The organism is Herbidospora solisilvae, assembly GCF_009901565.1.
Taxonomy (GTDB): domain Bacteria; phylum Actinomycetota; class Actinomycetes; order Streptosporangiales; family Streptosporangiaceae; genus Herbidospora; species Herbidospora solisilvae.
In genome coordinates this window covers 34464-51437 of the sequence record NZ_WXEW01000015.1, presented here as the reverse complement: position 1 = coordinate 51437, position 16974 = coordinate 34464, and the positions used below count along the sequence as shown (strand labels likewise).

12 protein-coding genes are annotated in these 16974 nt (G+C 70.3%); 8 read left to right on the top strand and 4 right to left on the bottom strand.

Going from position 1 to position 16974, the window contains the following annotated elements; genetic code table 11:
- Positions 1-25: 25 nt before the first annotated feature.
- From secD to GT755_RS37270, 4 genes are all read left to right on the top strand, one after another.
- Positions 26-1819, top strand: coding sequence for a protein translocase subunit SecD (gene secD, locus GT755_RS37285; RefSeq protein WP_328794756.1), 1794 nt, complete (start codon positions 26-28; stop codon positions 1817-1819).
- Positions 1819-2826, top strand: coding sequence for a protein translocase subunit SecF (gene secF / locus GT755_RS37280; protein ID WP_161484262.1), 1008 nt, complete (start codon positions 1819-1821; stop codon positions 2824-2826). Before secD ends, secF begins: the two co-directional genes overlap by 1 nt.
- Positions 2827-2912: 86 nt before the next feature.
- On the top strand, positions 2913-3419 hold the full coding sequence (locus GT755_RS37275) for an adenine phosphoribosyltransferase (RefSeq protein WP_161484261.1): 507 nt from the start codon (positions 2913-2915) through the stop codon (positions 3417-3419).
- Positions 3420-3603: 184 nt separating this feature from the next.
- Complete coding sequence (locus GT755_RS37270) at positions 3604-5793, top strand: RelA/SpoT family protein (protein ID WP_161484284.1); 2190 nt, start codon at positions 3604-3606, stop codon at positions 5791-5793.
- A 30-nt stretch (positions 5794-5823) separates the two neighbouring features.
- Here the strand turns inward: GT755_RS37270 and GT755_RS37265 are convergent, their stop codons facing one another.
- Together GT755_RS37265 and GT755_RS37260 are read right to left on the bottom strand one after the other, a co-directional pair.
- Positions 5824-7062, bottom strand: a complete 1239-nt coding sequence (locus GT755_RS37265; protein WP_285591104.1) for a DUF349 domain-containing protein — start codon at positions 7060-7062, stop codon at positions 5824-5826.
- Between the two features lie 42 nt (positions 7063-7104).
- On the bottom strand, positions 7105-7944 hold the full coding sequence (locus GT755_RS37260) for a peptidylprolyl isomerase (protein ID WP_161484260.1): 840 nt from the start codon (positions 7942-7944) through the stop codon (positions 7105-7107).
- 146 nt (positions 7945-8090) lie between these two features.
- Between GT755_RS37260 and GT755_RS37255 the strand changes: the two genes are divergently transcribed.
- The 3 genes from GT755_RS37255 to aspS are packed head-to-tail and all read left to right on the top strand — an operon-like array spanning position 8091 to position 11751.
- Positions 8091-8771, top strand: a complete 681-nt coding sequence (locus GT755_RS37255) for an MBL fold metallo-hydrolase (protein ID WP_161484259.1) — start codon at positions 8091-8093, stop codon at positions 8769-8771.
- Positions 8771-10027: a histidine--tRNA ligase gene (gene hisS / locus GT755_RS37250; protein WP_161484258.1), complete on the top strand. Its 1257-nt coding sequence runs from the start codon at positions 8771-8773 to the stop codon at positions 10025-10027. Before GT755_RS37255 ends, hisS begins: the two co-directional genes overlap by 1 nt.
- On the top strand, positions 10024-11751 hold the full coding sequence (gene aspS / locus GT755_RS37245; RefSeq protein ID WP_030456914.1) for an aspartate--tRNA ligase: 1728 nt from the start codon (positions 10024-10026) through the stop codon (positions 11749-11751). The genes hisS and aspS overlap by 4 nt, the downstream gene beginning before the upstream one ends.
- 44 nt (positions 11752-11795) lie before the next feature.
- On the opposite strand, the gene GT755_RS37240 is transcribed toward aspS, so the two are convergent.
- Positions 11796-12644, bottom strand: coding sequence for an SAM-dependent methyltransferase (locus tag GT755_RS37240; RefSeq protein WP_161484257.1), 849 nt, complete (start codon positions 12642-12644; stop codon positions 11796-11798).
- 117 nt (positions 12645-12761) lie between these two features.
- Positions 12762-13553: a peptidylprolyl isomerase gene (locus tag GT755_RS37235; protein WP_328794755.1), complete on the bottom strand. Its 792-nt coding sequence runs from the start codon at positions 13551-13553 to the stop codon at positions 12762-12764.
- Between the two features lie 215 nt (positions 13554-13768).
- On the opposite strand from GT755_RS37235, the gene GT755_RS37230 reads away from it, so the two are divergent.
- A complete protein-coding gene (locus GT755_RS37230; RefSeq protein WP_328794754.1) occupies positions 13769-16954 on the top strand; it encodes a S41 family peptidase in 3186 nt (1061 codons plus the stop codon).
- Positions 16955-16974: the final 20 nt, after the last annotated feature.

Below are 16974 nucleotides of genomic sequence, written 5' to 3'. Positions count from 1 at the left end.
CCCCTTGACGAAAGACTGACCACCAGTGGCCCCACCGACCAGCAGCCAGATCAAGCCGGGACGCACGCTCCTGCTTCTTCTGGCGATCATCGCCGCCATGGGCGCGGCCGTGGTCCTGCAGAACGCGTACATCCCGAAGTTCGGTCTCGACCTCGCGGGCGGCACGACAGTCACCCTCTCGCCCGAGACCCTCGACAACAAGGCGCCCTCGCAAGAGAGCCTCGATCGGGCCGTCAACATCATCCGTGACCGCGTCAACGGGCAGGGCATCTCCGACGCCCAGGTCGCGAGGGCCAGTGACAACATCCTGATCCAGATCCCGGGCGCGGGTCAGGAAGAGGCGTTGAAGCTGGTGGCCACGACCGCCGAGCTCCGCTTCCGCCAGGTGCTCGCCGTCGCCCCGGCCCAGGAGCAGCCGGCCGCGCTGCCCAGCGACGCGGCCTCGCCGGCCCCGTCGGGCACGCTCCCGGCCGTGACGCCCTCGGCCGCCGCCTCTCCGGCCGCCAGCCCGGCGGGCCGGGCGGTCTCCAAGGCCCTCCAGGCGCCCTCGCCGGGTGCGAGCGCCGAGGCGGGCCAGGGCAATCAGCAGCAGGGGAACAACCAGCAGGGCGGCAACCAGCAGGGCAACGGCAAGAAGAAGAACGCCGAGCCCAGCCCGGCCGCCTCGCCGCTCGTGACGACGCAGCCCTCGGCCGACCCGAACGCCGCCGCCGACCCGCTGGCGGGCCAGGACCTGTCGGGCATCGACCCGGCCGTCCTGCAGCAGTTCAAAGACCTCAAGTGCACGGCCAACAACAAGGGCGCGGGCGTCCTCGACGACCCGAACAAGCAGTTCGCGGCGTGTGACGAGAGCGGCACCGCCAAGTACATCCTCGACGTGGCCGCGGTCCAGGGTTCGGAGATCAGCACCGCCTCGGCCGGCGTGCGCCAGGACACCGGCGAGTGGGTCGTCAACCTCGACTTCAAGAGCGCGGGCGCCACGAAGTGGTCCGAGCTGACCAACAAGACCTTCAACAGCCAGCCGCCGCGCAACCAGATCGGCGCGGTGCTCGACGGCGTGGTCGTCACGGCCCCGGTCTCCAACGGCCGCATCACCGGCGGCAAGACCGAGATCTCCGGCAGCTTCACCTCGCAGACCGCGACCGAGCTGGCCGACCAGCTCAAGTACGGCGCGCTGCCGCTGAAGTTCAAGGTCAGCTCGACGGTGTCGGTCTCCTCGACCCTCGGCGCCGACCAGCTCCGCGGCGGTCTGATCGCGGGCGGCATCGGCCTCGTGATCGTCATGCTCTACCTGCTGCTCTACTACCGCGGCCTGGGCCTGGTCGGCATCGCCAGCCTCATGGTCGCGACGGTCGTCACCTACCTGTCGGTGGTGGTGCTCAGCGCCAACGCGGGCTTCCGCCTGTCGCTGCCGCACATCATCGGCCTGGTGGTCTCGATCGGCATCACCGCCGACTCCTTCATCGTCTACTTCGAGCGCATCCGAGACGAGATGAAGGAGGGCCGGCGCAGCCTGCGCACGGCCGTCGAGGTGGCCTGGAAGCGGGCCCGCCGCACGATCCTCGTAGCCGACGCGGTCATGTTCATCGCGGCCCTGGTGCTCTACTTCCTGGCCGTGGGTGACGTCGCCGGCTTCGCGTTCGCGATGGGCCTGACGACGGTCATCGACATCGTGGTGGTGTTCCTCTTCACCAAGCCGCTCATGTCGCTGGTGGCGCGCATGAAGTTCTTCGCCAAGGGCCACCCGCTGTCCGGACTCGACGCCGAGCGCATGGCGCGCACCGATTCGTCGTCCACCTCGACCCTCCAGGAGGCGTGATGGCCACGGGCCTCGCGCGCCGCCTCTACCGCGGCGACATCGACATCGACTTCGTCGGTAAGCGCAAGCTCTGGTACGGCCTGTCGATCGCGCTGCTGATCATCTCGATCGCGGGTCTGTTCATCAAGCCGCTCAACCTGGGCGTCGAGTTCACCGGCGGCTCGGTCTTCGACTTCACCCGCACTCCCGGCTCGGCCATCGAGCAGGTGCGCGAGGTGGTCCGCTCGGCCGGTCCCCACCAGGTGATCGTGCAGGAGGCCGGGCCCAACTGGCGGGTGACCACCGAGAGCCTGGAGGGCCCCGAGGTCACCAAGGTCCAGCAGACGGTCGCCAGTGAGTACAAGCTCCAGCCCAACGACGTGAGCACCCAGGTGATCGGTGCGACGTGGGGTGGCGAGGTCTCCACCAAGGCCTGGATCGGCCTGATCGTCTTCATGGTCGCGATCATGCTCTACCTGAGCATGGCGTTCGAGTGGCGGATGGCGCTGGCGGCGATCGTCGCGCTCATCCACGACCTCGTGATCACGGCGGGCGTCTACTCCTGGTCGGGCTTCGAGGTCACCCCGGCGACCATGCTGGGCTTCCTGACCATCCTCGGTTATTCGCTCTACGACGCGGTCGTGGTGTTCGACATGATCAAGGAGGTCACGACGCCGCTGAAGACGTCGGCGAAGATGACCTACACCCAGGCGGCCAACAACGCCCTGAGCCACACCCTGATCCGGTCGCTCAACACCTCGCTGGTGGCGATCCTGCCGGTCGCGGCGATCCTGTTCATCGGAACCACGCTGCTCGGCGCGGGTGTGCTGAAGGACCTCTCGCTGGCCCTGTTCGTCGGCATGCTCGTCGGCACCTACTCCTCGCTCTGTGTGGCGACCCCGATCCTGGTGTCGCTCAAGGAGCGCGAGCCTCAGTGGATCGCCCTCGCCAAGCGGGTGGCCCAGCGTGAGGCCTCCGAGGCCAAGCAGGCCTCCGCCAAGGAGAAGAAAGAGCACGCGAAGAAGTAGCAAACGCTGGACGAGGCCCCGCGGGCACCCGGGAAGATCGGGAGCCCGTGGGGCGTTCGCTTTTGAGTAGCCATTAGTGTTGGCAGGTGACCGAGTGGATCTCGCTGATCAGGGACGTTCCCGACTATCCGCAGCCTGGCATCCTGTTCAAGGACATCACCCCCCTGCTGGCCGACCCGGCCGCGTTCACCACGGTCGTCGACGACCTGGCTGAGGGGTACTCCTTCGACAAGGTGGTCGGCATCGAGGCCAGGGGGTTCATCCTGGCCGCCCCCGTGGCCCTCAGAAGGGGCGCGGGCTTCGTGCCGGTACGCAAGAAGGGCAAACTGCCCGCCGAGACGCTTGAGGCGTCCTACGATCTGGAATACGGCTCCGCGACGATCGAGGTCCACGCCGACGCGTTCGCCCCGGGCGAGCGGGTCCTGGTGGTCGACGACGTCCTGGCGACCGGCGGCACGGCTGCCGCGGCGGTCGACCTGGTGCGGCGGGCCGGCGCCGAGGTGGTGGCCGTGACCTTCCTGATGGAGTTGTCCTTCCTCCCCGGTAGGGAGAGGCTGCCCGATCTCGACGTCAGAGCTTTGGTTACCGTTTGACCTACACTGAGTGATCTGGACTCGAATGTGAGGAGTCTGAGTGCCCCGTGATGTGGCCCCGGGCAACGCGCCCGTCGAATCGCCCGGCGCGCCGGTTCCCGACGTGCCCGCCGAGGCGGCGCCCCCGGAGAAGGGGACGGCCGTCCGGCGCAGGCTGGGCCGGTTCGGGGGGCAGTGGGGTGCGATGAACCCCGTCCTCGAGCCCCTGTTCAAGACGGTCCGGGCCACTCACCCCAAGGCCGATCTGCGGCTGATCGAGCGTGCCTACGAGACGGCGGCCTACCACCACCGCGACCAGAAGCGGAAGAGCGGTGACCCCTACATCACCCATCCGCTGGCCGTGGCGACCATCCTGGCCGAGCTGGGCACCGACGACGAGACCCTGTGCGCGGCGCTCCTCCACGACACCGTGGAGGACACCGCCTACGGCCTCGACGAGCTGCGCGCCGACTTCGGCGAGAACATCGCCCTGCTCGTCGACGGCGTGACCAAGCTCGACAAGGTCAAGTTCGGCGACGCCGCGCAGGCCGAGACGGTGCGCAAGATGGTCGTGGCGATGAGCCGCGACATCCGCGTGCTGGTGATCAAGCTGGCCGACCGGCTCCACAACATGCGCACCATGCGCTACATGCCCGAGCACAAGCGGCAGCAGAAGTCGCGCGAGACGCTGGAGATCTTCGCGCCGCTGGCCCACCGCCTGGGCATGAACACGATCAAGTGGGAGCTGGAGGACCTCGCGTTCACCATGCTCTTCCCCAAGCGCTACGACGAGATCGCCCGCATGGTCTCCGAGCGCGCCCCCCGGCGCGACCTGTTCCTCCAGGAAGTGATCGAGAACGTCCACTCCGACCTGCGGGAGCAGAAGATCCGGGCGACCGTGAAGGGCCGCCCGAAGCACTACTACTCGATCTACCAGAAGATGATCGCCAAGGGCGTCGCCTTCGACGACATCTACGACCTGGTGGGCATCAGGGTGCTGGTCGACACGGTGCGCGACTGCTACGCCGCGCTCGGAACGATCCACGCGCGGTGGAACCCGGTGCCCGGCCGGTTCAAAGACTACATAGCGATGCCCAAGTTCAACATGTACCAGTCGCTCCACACGACGGTCATCGGGCCCGAGGGCAAGCCGGTCGAGCTGCAGATCCGCACCCGCGCGATGCACCACCGCGCCGAATACGGCGTCGCCGCCCACTGGAAGTACAAGGAGGAGATGGTCGCCTCCAACCCGGGCGGCAAGGTCAAGGACGTCAACGACATGGCGTGGCTGCGCCAGCTCCTCGACTGGCAGAAGGAGACCTCCGACCCGGGCGAGTTCCTCGAGTCGCTGCGCTTCGACCTGTCGGTCTCCGAGGTGTTCGTCTTCACCCCGCGCGGCCAGGTCATCGCGCTGCCCGACGGCGCGACCCCGGTCGACTTCGCCTACGCTGTCCACACCGAGGTCGGCCACCGCTGCATCGGGGCCCGGGTCAACGGGCGGCTGGTGCCGCTGGAGTCGCGCCTGGGCAACGGCGACACGGTCGAGATCTTCACCTCGAAGTCGCCCGACGCGGGGCCCTCGCGCGACTGGCTGAAGTTCGTCAAGTCGGGCCGGGCCCGCAACAAGATCCGCCAGTGGTTCTCCAAGGAGCGCCGCGAGACCGCGATCGAGGCCGGCAAGGAGGCCATCGGGCGGGCGATGCGCAAGCAGGGCCTGCCGCTCCAGCGGCTCATGTCGGGGGAGGCGCTGCTCGCCCTGGCCCGTGATCTGCACTACGTCGACGTGTCGGCGCTCTACGCGGCGGTGGGCGAGGGCCACATCGCGGCCCAGGCGGTCGTCCACAAGCTCGTACAGGCCCTGGGAGGGGTCGAGGGGGCCGAGGAGGACATCGCCGAGGCGGCGCTGCCCACGCAGCTCAAGGGGCGTCCCAGGGCCGGCACCAACGCGGGTGTCATGGTGGCGGGCGACCCCGACGTGTGGGTGCGGCTGTCGCGGTGCTGCACGCCCGTCCCGGGCGACGACATCACCGGCTTCGTGACCCGCGGCCACGGCGTCTCGGTGCACCGGGTCGACTGCGCCAACGTGGGTCAGCTCCAGGAGCAGCCCGAGCGGCTCGTCGAGGTGGCCTGGTCGCCCGGCGACGACTCGGTGTTCCTGGTGGCCATCCAGGTCGAGGCGCTCGACCGGCCCCGGTTGCTCTCCGACGTGACCCGGACGCTGTCCGACCACCACGTCAACATCCTGTCGGCGTCGGTGACGACCTCACGCGACCGGGTGGCGGTCAGCAAGTTCACCTTCGAGATGGGCGACCCCAAGCACCTGGGCCACGTGCTCAAGGCGGTGCGCAACATCCCGGGCGTCTACGACGTCTACCGGGTGACCAGCGGCGCCTGACCCAGCAGGTCAGGCGCCGCCGGCGTCACCTCAGGAGAACTCGGCGAGCGTGCGCTCGGCCTCTTCGAGCCAGGAGCGGCGGGCGGCGATGCCCTCCTCGGCCTCCTTGGCCTGCTTGCTGCCGGGCTGGGCCTTGGCCAGGCGGGTCTCCAGCTGCTCGATCGAGCGGCGGAGCTGGTTGACCGTGTCCTGGGCCCGCGCGCGGGCCTCGGGGTTGGAGCGCTTCCACTCCGCCTCCTCGGCCTTGCGGACCGCGTCGTCGATCTTCCGCAGGCCGCCCTCGAGCCGGTCGCGCTGCTCGCGCGGCACCGGGCCGACGGCCTCCCACCGCTCGACCAGGGCCCGGAGCTGGCTGCGCGCCGTGCGGACGTCGGTCACCGGGAGGATCTTCTCCGCCTCGACCAGCAGCAGCTCCTTGGCGTCGGCGTTGGCCGCGAACGACGCGTCGCGCTCGGCGAACACCGCCGAGCGGGCCTGGAAGAACTGGTCCTGGGCGCTCTTGAAGCGGTTCCAGAGCTCGTCTTCGGCCTCGCGGGAGGCCCGGCCGGCCGCCTTCCAGCGGCGCATCAGCTCGCGGTAGGCCGCAGCCGTGGCGTTCCAGTCGGTCGAGGACGACAGTTCCTCGGCCTCGCTCACGATGCGCTCCTTGGCGGAACGCACCTGGTCGCGCTGTTCGTCGAGCGAGGAGAAGTAGGCCTTGCGGCGCTTGGCGAAGGCCGTGCGGGCCGTCGACAGGCGCTTCCACAACGCCGCCTCGGTCGCGCGGTCGATCCGCTCGGCGGCCTTCCACTCCTCGACGAGCTGACGCAGCCGCTCGCCGCCGGACTTCCAGTGAGTGGCGTCCTCGGCGATGCGCTCGGCCTCGCCGACGATCCGCTCCTTGATCTCCTTGGCCTGGCCGCGGGCGACCTCGCGGGCCGCCTTCACCTCCTCGCGGCGCTTGCCCACCATCTCGGAGAGGGCCTGCAGCCGGTTGTTCAGCGAGTCGAGGTCACCGACCGCGTTCGCTCCGGTGATCGCCTCGCGCAGCTTCAGGATGCCGGCCTCCGCCTGTGCGGGCGGCAGGTCGGTGCCCTTCACCCGCTGTTCGAGGAGCTGGACCTGACCGGCCAGCTCGTCGAACTTGCGGTGGAAGTAGGCCAGCGCCTCTTCCGGTTCCCCGGCCTGCCAGGACCCGACGGCCCGTTCTCCCTCAGCCGTACGCACGTAGACGGTGCCGTCGTCGTCTACCCGGCCCCACGGGTCGGTGGTCACCGTGTCCTCCCGCACTCGAATCAGCCTCCAGGGCGTTTAGCCCTTGGTTGTATTACGTCAGCTCTTGCCGGTAATTGTCACGTCTTTGATTTCCACAGCCTGCTTCGGCGTTCCGTCGCCGCCGCCGCCCTCGACGCCCGCCTTGGCCACCTTGTCGACGAGGTCCAGGCCCTTGGTGATCGTGCCGAAGGGCGTGTACGAGTCGGGCAGGGTGTCGGTCTCGTCGCCGTAGACGATGAAGAACTGGCTGCCGTTGGTGTTCGGGCCGCTGTTGGCCATGGCCAGCACGCCCCGCTTGTAGCTGGCGCCCTCGAGGTTCTCGTCGACGAAGCGGTAGCCGGGGCCGCCGCTGCCGGTGGCGGTGGGGTCGCCGCACTGGAGCACCTTGATGCCCTCGGTGGTGAGGCGGTGGCACTTCGTGTTGGCGAAGTAGCCCTTGCTCGCCAGGTGCGTGAACGAGCCGACCGTGCACGGCGCCTTGGCGCCGTCGAGGTCGGCCTGGATGACGCCCAGGTTGGTGTCGATCTTCATGACCGCCGGGGCCGCGGCGACCTTGGGGTCGGGCTTGCCGACGTCCTTGGCCGCACCCGCCGGGTCGCTCACGTAGTCGCACCTGCCGGTGCCCTTGTCGAAGGGCAGGGGTTCCGCGGGGGCCGCCGCCGCGCTCTCGGCCGGGTTGGCCGAGGCGGACGCCGCCGCGGTGGCCGGGTCGGCGTCGTCGCCGCCCGTCAGGAAGATCGCCGCCGCGACGATGCCCGCGATGACGACCACGACACCGGCGGTGGTCCCGATGGCGGCGTTCCGCTTCGCGATGCGCTCACGTTGGACGCGTGCGGCCTGCTGGCGCTCGTGGTGTTCGCGCGCGAGTTGCTTCTGCCGGTCCTTCCCGGTGACCACTTCGTCCTCCCGACTGTCCAAGAATGACTATTGAGGTGGGCGAATCGTATCGGCACACGGGTATTGGTTCGCAGCCCGCCGACCCGCACCGGTACCCTTCGGTTACATTCGCTCGCTCAATCCTTTGAGACATCGAGGCCGCTCCGTTGTTGATCGCAGGGTTCCCAGCCGGGTCGTTCCAGACCAACTGCTACGTCGTCGCGCCCGCCGCGGGCGCCGAATGCGTGGTCGTCGACCCAGGTCAGAACGCTGAGGAGGGCCTCGACGAGCTGATCCGCGAGCACCGGCTGAAGCCGGTCGCGGTGGTCCTGACCCACGGGCACATCGACCACATGTGGTCGGTCGGTCCGGTTTGTGGAGCTCGTGAAATTCCTGCCTGGATTCATCCCGATGATCGGGTTCTGCTGAGCGATCCGGGCCGTGGATTCGGCGCGATGAGCAAACAGTTGTTCGGCGGGCTGGAGTTCAGCGAGCCCGACGACGTCCGCGAGCTCACCGACGGCGCCGTCCTGGAGCTGGCCGGCCTCGAGCTGGTCGTCGACCACCGGCCGGGCCATACCGGGGGGTCGGTGACCTTCAGGCTCGACGACGAACACGTGTTGTTCAGCGGCGACCTGTTGTTCCGAGACTCCATCGGCCGCACCGATCTGCCCGGCGGCGACCACCAGGCCATGCTCGGCAGTCTCGCCAAGACGTTGACACTGCCGGACGAAACGGTGGTTCTCCCCGGTCACGGACCCCAGACGACCATCGGCCGCGAGCGCGCCAGCAACCCGTTCCTGAAAGATCTGGAGCACGGGGCGCCCGGCCCGAACCGAGGACTGTGATGACCTTCCAGGCGCCCAAGGGCGTTAGCGAATACACGCCGCCCCGTTCGGCGGCGTTCCGGCGGGCGATCGACACCTTCGCCGCCACCGTGACCAGGGCCGGTTACGGCTACCTCGAACTGCCGGTGTTCGAGGACACCCAGCTCTACGCGCGCGGCGTCGGCGAGTCGACCGACGTCGTGACCAAGGAGATGTACACCTTCCAGGACCGGGGCGGCCGATCGGTCACGCTGCGGCCCGAGTTCACCGCGGGTGTGCTGCGGGCGGTGCTGGAGCACGGCCTGCACAACGGCCAGCTGCCCGCGAAGGTCTGGGCCGTCGGCCCCGCCTTCCGTTACGAGCGGCCCCAGGCCGGGCGTTACCGGCAGTTCTACCAGGTCGACCTTGAGGCGATCGGCAGCGACGACCCGCTGGTCGACGCCGAGACGATCGCCATCGCGTGGGACTGGTACCAGCAGCTCGGCCTCCAGCGGCTGACGCTGCTGTTGAACACGCTCGGCTGCGCCGAGTGCCGCCCGATCTACCGGGCCGCCCTGCAGGACTTCCTGCGTGCCCTCGACCTCGACGAGGCCACCCGCGCCCGCGTCGAGATCAACCCGCTGCGCGTCCTCGACGACAAGCGTCCCGAGGTCAAGGCCCAGCTCGAAGGGGCGCCGCTGGTCACCGACCACCTGTGCGCCGCCTGCAAGGCCCACCACGACCAGGTGCGCACCGCCCTGGCCGACCTGTCGATCCCGTGGACCGACAACCCGCGCCTGGTGCGCGGCCTCGACTACTACACCCGCACCACCTTCGAGTTCGACCACCCTCTGCTGGGGGCGCAGTCGGCCGTCGGCGGTGGCGGCCGCTACGACGGGCTGTCGGAGTCCATCGGCGGGCCGCCGCTGCCCGGCATCGGCTTCGGGCTCGGGCTCGACCGCACCGTGCTGGCCATGGAGGCCGAGCAGGTCGCCACCGCGGCCGTCTCGACGGTCGACGTCTACGCCGTGCCGCTGGGCGAGGAGGCCCGCCGCCGCGCGTTCGCGCTGCTCACCGAGCTGCGCCGGGCAGGGCTCGCGGCCGACATGGCCTACGGGGCCCGAGGGCTCAAGGGGTCCATGAAGGCGGCGTCGAAGTCGGGGGCCCGATACGCGCTGATCCTCGGTGAGCGCGACCTGGAGGCGGGGGCCGTACAGCTGAAGGACCTGGAAACCGCTGAACAGACCGAGGTGTCCCTCGCCTCGATCGTCGACACCCTGAAAGGGAAACTCTTGTGATCCGCACCCACCAGGCCGGGACGTTGCGCCCCGAGCACGCCGGCCAACAGGTGACGCTGGCCGGATGGGTCGCCCGTCGTCGTGACCACGGCGGCGTGGTCTTCATCGACCTGCGCGACTCCTCCGGCTCCGCCCAGGTCGTCTTCCGCGAGGAGGACGACGCCCACGGCCTGCGCTCCGAATACTGCGTGAAGGTCGTCGGAGAGGTCCGGGTGCGGCCCGAGGGCAACGAGAATCCCGACATCCCCACCGGCGGGATCGAGGTCGTCGCCTCCGAGGTCGAGGTGCTGAGCGAGGCGGCCCCGCTGCCGTTCCCGATCGAGGGCGCCTCGGGCGTCTCCGAGGAGGCCCGGCTCAAGTACCGCTACCTCGACATCCGCCGCCAGCAGCTCGGCGACGCGCTGCGCATCCGGTCGAAGGCGACCTACCTGGTCAACGAGGTGATGAACGAGCGCGGGTTCGTCTACGTCGAGACGCCGAACCTGACCCGTTCGACCCCGGAGGGCGCCCGCGACTTCCTGGTGCCGGTGCGGCTCCAGCCGGGCAACTGGTACGCCCTGCCCCAGTCGCCCCAGCTGTTCAAGCAGCTCCTCATGGTGGCCGGCCTGGAGCGCTACTACCAGCTGACCAAGTGCTTCCGCGACGAGGACCTGCGGGCCGACCGGCAGCCGGAGTTCACCCAGATCGACATCGAGATGTCGTTCGTCGACCAGGACGACGTCATGGAGCTCGGCGAGGCGCTCATCGGCCGGGTGTGGAAGGAGACGCTCGGCTACGAGCTGCCCTCCCCGCTGCCCCGCATGACCTATGCCGACGCGATGGCCCGATTCGGCTCCGACAAGCCCGACCTGCGGTTCGGCTGCGAGCTGGTCGACCTGACCGACTACTTCAAGGACACCACCTTCCGGGTGTTCCAGAACGAGTACGTCGGCGCGGTGGTCATGCCGGGCGGCGCGTCGCAGACCCGCAAGGAGCTCGACGGCTGGCAGGAGTGGGCCAAGTCGCGGGGCGCGCGCGGGCTCGCCTACGTGCTCGTCCAGGAAGACGGGTTCGGCGGCCCGGTGGCCAAGAACCTGTCCGAGGCCGAGACCGCCGGGCTGCGCGCGGCGACCGGCGCCGAGGTCGGCGACGCGATCTTCTTCGCGGCCGGCGCCCGGCACGCCTCGCGTGAGCTGCTCGGCGCGGCCCGGCTGGAGATCGGCCGCCGCAAGCAGCTGATCGACGAGTCGCAGTGGTCGTTCCTGTGGGTCGTCGACGCGCCCATGTTCGAAGACGACGGCGAGGGCGGCTGGACTGCCGTCCACCACCCCTTCACCGGCCCCAAGCCCGAGTGGAGCGACAACTTCCAGGACCACCCGGGCGAGGCCCTGGCCTACGCCTACGACATGGTCTGCAACGGCATGGAGATCGGTGGCGGCTCGATCCGAATCCACCGCGCCGAGATGCAGCAGCGGGTCTTCGACGTGCTGGGCATCTCCAAGGAGGAGGCCGAGAGCAAGTTCGGCTTCCTGCTGGAGGCGTTCAAGTACGGCCCGCCGCCGCACGGCGGCATCGCCTACGGCTGGGACCGGATCTGCATGCTGCTGGCGGGTGGCGAGTCGATCCGCGACGTGATCGCCTTCCCGAAGACGGCCTCCGGCTTCGACCCGCTGACCGCCGCGCCCACGCCGATCACCCCGGCGCAGCGCAAGGAGGCGGGCGTCGACGCCACGCCCAAGGCCTAGCAAAGGGAAAGGGCCGGTCCGTAAAGGACCGGCCCTTTCTGCTTTTACCTGACGACGCCGACGGCGCCGAAGAAGCCGGCCTTGCGGGGGTCGGCGTCGGCCAGCCCCCTGATCTCCGGTCGCCAGACCCCCACTTGGACGATTCCGGGCTCCAGCAGCTCCATGCCCTCGAAGTAGGCCGCGACCTGCGAGGAGGTGCGGGCCGTGATGTTCCCGCTGGTGGTCTGCCGGTACGTCTTGTACACGACCTCCTGGAGGTCGTCGTCGACCTCGCCCATGTGGCCGTGGGACATCACCAGGTAGCTGCCCGGCACCATCGGCACCCGCAGCTCCCGCACGATCCGGGACGCCTCGTCGTCGTCGGGCACGAAGTGCAGGATGGCCAGCAGCATGATCGCCACCGGCTGGGAGAAGTCGATGAGGGACCGCACCTCGGGGTGGTCGATGATGCCCTTGGGGTCGTGCAGGTCGGCCCGGACGACGGCGGTGTTGCGGTTCTTGGCCAGCAGCGCCCGCCCGTGGGCCAGCACGATGGGGTCGTTGTCGACGTAGACGACACGGGCGTCGGGGGCGACCGCCTGGGCGACCTGGTGGGTGTTCTCCCGGGTCGGCAGGCCGGAGCCGATGTCGAGGAACTGCCGGATCCCCCGGGCGGCCAGCAGCCGGACGACCCGTGACAGGAACGCGCGGTTCTCCCGGGTGAAGTCGCGGACGTACGGCATGCGGGCGAGGATCTCGTCGGCGGCTTCCCGGTCGGCGGCGAAGTTGTCCTTGCCGCCGAGGTAGTAGTCGTACATCCGGGCGACGCTGGGCTTGTGCGGGTCGATGACCCACGACGGTGCCGGCTCGTGCTCGGACAACGGGTGGCCTCCGGTCAGGGGAATGGCACTCATGCCTGGAATCTGGGGAAAGATTCGCCTTTCGCGAGATTCTAGGGGTTCTGATGGGATTCATGTCTCCAGAAACACCGAAGGGCGGGTCCGGGTGGACCCGCCCTTCGATGGAGACGCCTACTTGACGATGACGTCCTTGATCACCACGCGGATCTTCGGCGCGTTGGAGCCGCCGTCCTCCGACAGGATGTCGTCCTCGTTCTTGATGACCCCGCCCGCGGCGATCTTGTCGACCACGTCGAGGCCCTTGGTCACCACCCCGAACGGCGTGTACGCCGCCGGGAGCTGGGCCGCCTCGTCGCTGAAGGAGATGGCGAACTGGCTGCCGTTGGAGTTGGCCGCGTCGCCGCCCTGGGCCATGAAGACCACGCCGCGCGTGTAGGCCGGGCCGAGGTTCTCGTCGGGGAACAGGTAGCCGGGGCCGCCGGTGCCGTCGGTCTTGTTCTTGCCGTCGCCCTTGGCCTGCGGGTCACCGCACTGCAGCAGGTCGAGACCGTTGCTCTCGGTCGTGGTGAGCCGGTGGCACAGGGTGTTGTCGAAGTAGTTCTTCTTCGCCAGGAAGTAGAACGAGTTGACCGTGCACGGCGTCGACTCGGGCACCAGCTCGATGACGATGTCGCCCTGGTTGGTCTTGAGCGTCATGTTCTTGGCGTTGAGCGCGGCCTTCATCGGCTTGGCCGGGGGCATGCCCACGAACTTGCTCGGCACGCCGGTGTCGTCCTTGCGGTACTCGCACTTGACGTTCCTGGGGTCGACCGGCGTCGGGGGCGCGGTCGGCTGGTCCGGCAGCGTCGAGGGGATCGCCGAGATCGACGGGGCGGCCGACGACGGGGGCGGCTCTTCGCCGGGCGCCGCCGTGTTGCCGTCCGCGCTCGTGCACGCGGTCACCGCGAAGAGCGAGAGGATCACTGCACCGACCCCCAACCGGATGCGACGGGCCTGGCTGAGGGCCAGGGGTTTCTGCCGATTCGTGTGGGTCACTGCGTTGCCTTCCCTTTATTCGTCCATTGCTGAAGTTTCGCGTCACTCTATCCGTGATCGTGTTCGCTTCGCGTAAGCCCCGTCCCAGGCGCCCCATGGGTAACGATCTTGCCTTCACCAGGGCTGGGATTAGCATTGTGGGGGTGCCTAGCGGGTCATACCTCCGGTTTCCTCACATCCATCATGATCTTCTGACGTTCGTCGCCGAAGACGACGTTTGGATCGCTCCGCTCGACGGCGGGCGGGCCTGGCGCCTCACGGTCGAGCAGGTGGGGGCCGCCCATCCCCGGTTGTCGCCCGACGGCGCGTCGGTCGCCTGGCAGGGTGGCCGGATCCCCGCGGAGGTGTACGTCGCCCCGGTCGACGGCGGCGCGATCGAGCAGCTCACCCACTGGGGCGGCAGCGGCGCGCGGGTGCACGGCTGGCGCGACGCCCGGACCGTGATCGCGGGCAGCTCCCACGACCAGCCGTTCGCCCACTGGACGTGGGCGCGGACCGTGCCGGTCGACGGCGGCCCGGGGGAGCGGCTGCCCTACGGCCCCGTCAGCGACCTCGACCTGCGCGACGGGCGCACGCTGCTGCTGACCGCCTCGGCCGGGCACGACCCCGCCCACTGGAAGCGCTACCGGGGCGGCGGCATGGGCCGCCTGTGGCTCGACGGACGCCGCCTGCTGACCGGCCACGAGGGCCAGCTCGCCGCGCCGATGCTGGTCGGCGGCCGGATCGTGTTCCTCTCCGACCACGAGGGGACCGGCAACCTCTATTCGGTCCGGTACGACGGCGGCGACCTCCGCAAGCACACCCACCATGAGGACTTCTACGCCCGCCAGGCGGCCACCGACGGCACCCGGATCGTCTACGCCCGCGCCGGGAGCCTGTGGCTGCTGCCCGGCCTCGACGCCGAGCCCGAACCGCTGGAGGTGCGCCTCGGCGGCGCCGGCCGCGGCCGTCAGCCCTTCTGGGCCAGCCCCCGCCCCGAGGACGCCGCCTGCGACACCACCGGCCGCGCCAGCGCCGTCGAGGTGGGCGGGGCCGTCCACTGGGTGACCCACGAGGACGGCCCGGTCCGGCTGCTGTCCGGGCGCGGCCGGGCCCGGCTGCCCATCGTGCTGGGCCGGTTCGAACGCGCCGACGACGCCGAACCCGACGACCTGGGCAGACGCGTCAACGGCCCGGCCGCGTGGGTGACCGACGCCCCCGGCGAGGACGCCATCGAGCTGGGCGTGCCCGGCGGCCCCACCCGGACCGTCGCCGCCGGCGAACTGGGCCAGGTCGAGGAGATGGAGGCCGCCCCCGACGGCTCGGTGATCGCGGTCGCCTCCCACGACGGCCGCCTGCTCCTGGTCGACCCGGAGACCGGCACGGTCACCGAGCTCACCCGGACCGAGCACGGCGTGATCAGCGACCTGGGGTTCGACCCGCGCTCCCAGTGGCTGGTGTGGTGCCACCCGGTGTCCCGCGGTCACGCCATCCGGATGGCCCGGCTCCAGCGGCCCGGAGCGCCGGAGGACGACGCCGGCTCGGGCGCCGAGGTGACCGAGACCCCCGCCCCGGAGACCCCGGCGACGGAGATCGTGCACGTCACCGACGGCCGCTTCACCGACATGTCGCCCGCCTTCACCGGCGACGGCCGCAACCTGGTCTTCCTGTCGCTGCGCGGCTTCGAGATGATCCGCGACTCCCACAGCTTCGACCTGGTGATCACCCACGGCACCCGCCCCTACCTGCTGCCGCTCGCGGCGGGCGCGGCCTCCCCGTTCGCCCCCTCCGTCGAGGGCAGGCCGGCCGACGGCGGCGACTCCGGCGACGGGCCCGTCACCGTCGACCTGGCCGGGCTCGACGGGCGGATCGTGCCGCTGCCGGTCCCGGAGGCCCACTACTGGGCGCTGCGCCCGGTCAAGGGCGGGCTGGTCTGGTGCCGCGGCGGCGCCGGCGAGCCGACCGTGCTCGAACGGTTCGACCTCGACAAGCGCAAGACCGAGGAGCTCGCCACCGACGTCCACTTCTTCTCCGTCAGCGGGGACGGCTGCCGGATCGTCGTGGGCGACGCCTCGGAGCTGCGGGTCATCTCGGCGACGAGCAAGAACGGCGACGGCGTGACCGTCGACCTCGACCGCGTCCGGGTGCGGATCGACCCGGCCCGGCGCTGGCGGCAGGCCTACGCCGAGGCCGGGCGCATCATGCGCGACCACTTCTGGGTCGGCGACATGGCGGGGGTCGACTGGCCGGAGGTGCTGGAGACCTACCGTCCGTGGCTCGACCGGGTCGGCGGCCCGGAGGACTTCGCCGACCTGGTCCGCGAGGTCGTGGGCGAGCTCGGCGCCTCCCACGCCTACGTGTACGCCGCCCGGCACCACTGGCGCAGCCCCACCGGCCGCCTCGGGGCCGACATCGGGCCCGACACCGACGGCCTGTGGCGCATCCTGCGTATCTTCCCCTCCGAGTTGTCCGACAGCGCGGCCCGTTCGCCGCTCCAGGGCTCCGGCGTGCGGGCCGGCGACGCGATCCTGGCCGTCGACGGCGTGCCGGTCGACCCGGTGACCGGCCCCGCGCCGCTGCTGTGGGCCGCCTACGGGCACCCCGTCGAGCTGACCGTGGAGTCGGGCGCCCGCGTCTTCCGCGTGGCCGTGGTCCCGCTGGTCAACGACCGGCGGCTGCGCTACCACTCCTGGGTGGCCGACCGGCGCCGGCTGGTCCGCCGCCTGTCGGGCGGGCGGATCGGCTACCTGCACGTGCCCGACATGCAGCGCGAGGGCTGGGCGCAGCTGCACCGCGACCTGTCCCACGAGCTCGCCAAGGACGCCGTGATCGTCGACGTGCGCGCCAACCAGGGCGGCAACACCTCCCAGCTCGTGGTGGAGAAGCTCTCCCGGCGCATCGTCGGCTGGAAGCTCTCCCGGCGGGAGGAGCCGAGGAGCTACCCCATGGACGCCCCGCGCGGCCCCGTCGTGGTGCTGTGCGACGAGGAGACCTCCTCGGACGGCGACATCATCACCGCCGCCGTCCAGGCGCTCGGCCTCGGGCCGGTCATCGGGACCCGGACGTGGGGCGGCGTCATCGGCATCCGGGGCGTCTACCGGCTCGCCGACGGCACCCGGATGCGGGTGCCGGGGTTCGCCCACTGGAGCGAGAACTACGGCTGGGAACTGGAGAACCGGGGCGCGACCCCCGACGAGGAGGTGCTCATCACCCCCGCCGACTGGGCCCGCGGCGCCGACCCGCAGCTCGACGCCGGGGTGCGGCACGCCCTGCGCGCGATGGAGGGCCGGCCGGTCAGCGTGCCGCCCGACCCGGCCACCCGCCCCTTCCGGGGACGGGTCAGGAGCTGACGGCTCTCATCCCGCTCTCA

Coding starts and splice junctions, on each gene's coding strand:
- hisS (WP_161484258.1), top strand. CDS start 8,771: ATGACCTTCCAGGCGCCCAAGGGCGTTAGCGAATACACGCCGCCCCGT.
- secF (WP_161484262.1), top strand. CDS start 1,819: ATGGCCACGGGCCTCGCGCGCCGCCTCTACCGCGGCGACATCGACATC.
- GT755_RS37240 (WP_161484257.1), bottom strand. CDS start 12,644: ATGAGTGCCATTCCCCTGACCGGAGGCCACCCGTTGTCCGAGCACGAG.
- GT755_RS37270 (WP_161484284.1), top strand. CDS start 3,604: ATGAACCCCGTCCTCGAGCCCCTGTTCAAGACGGTCCGGGCCACTCAC.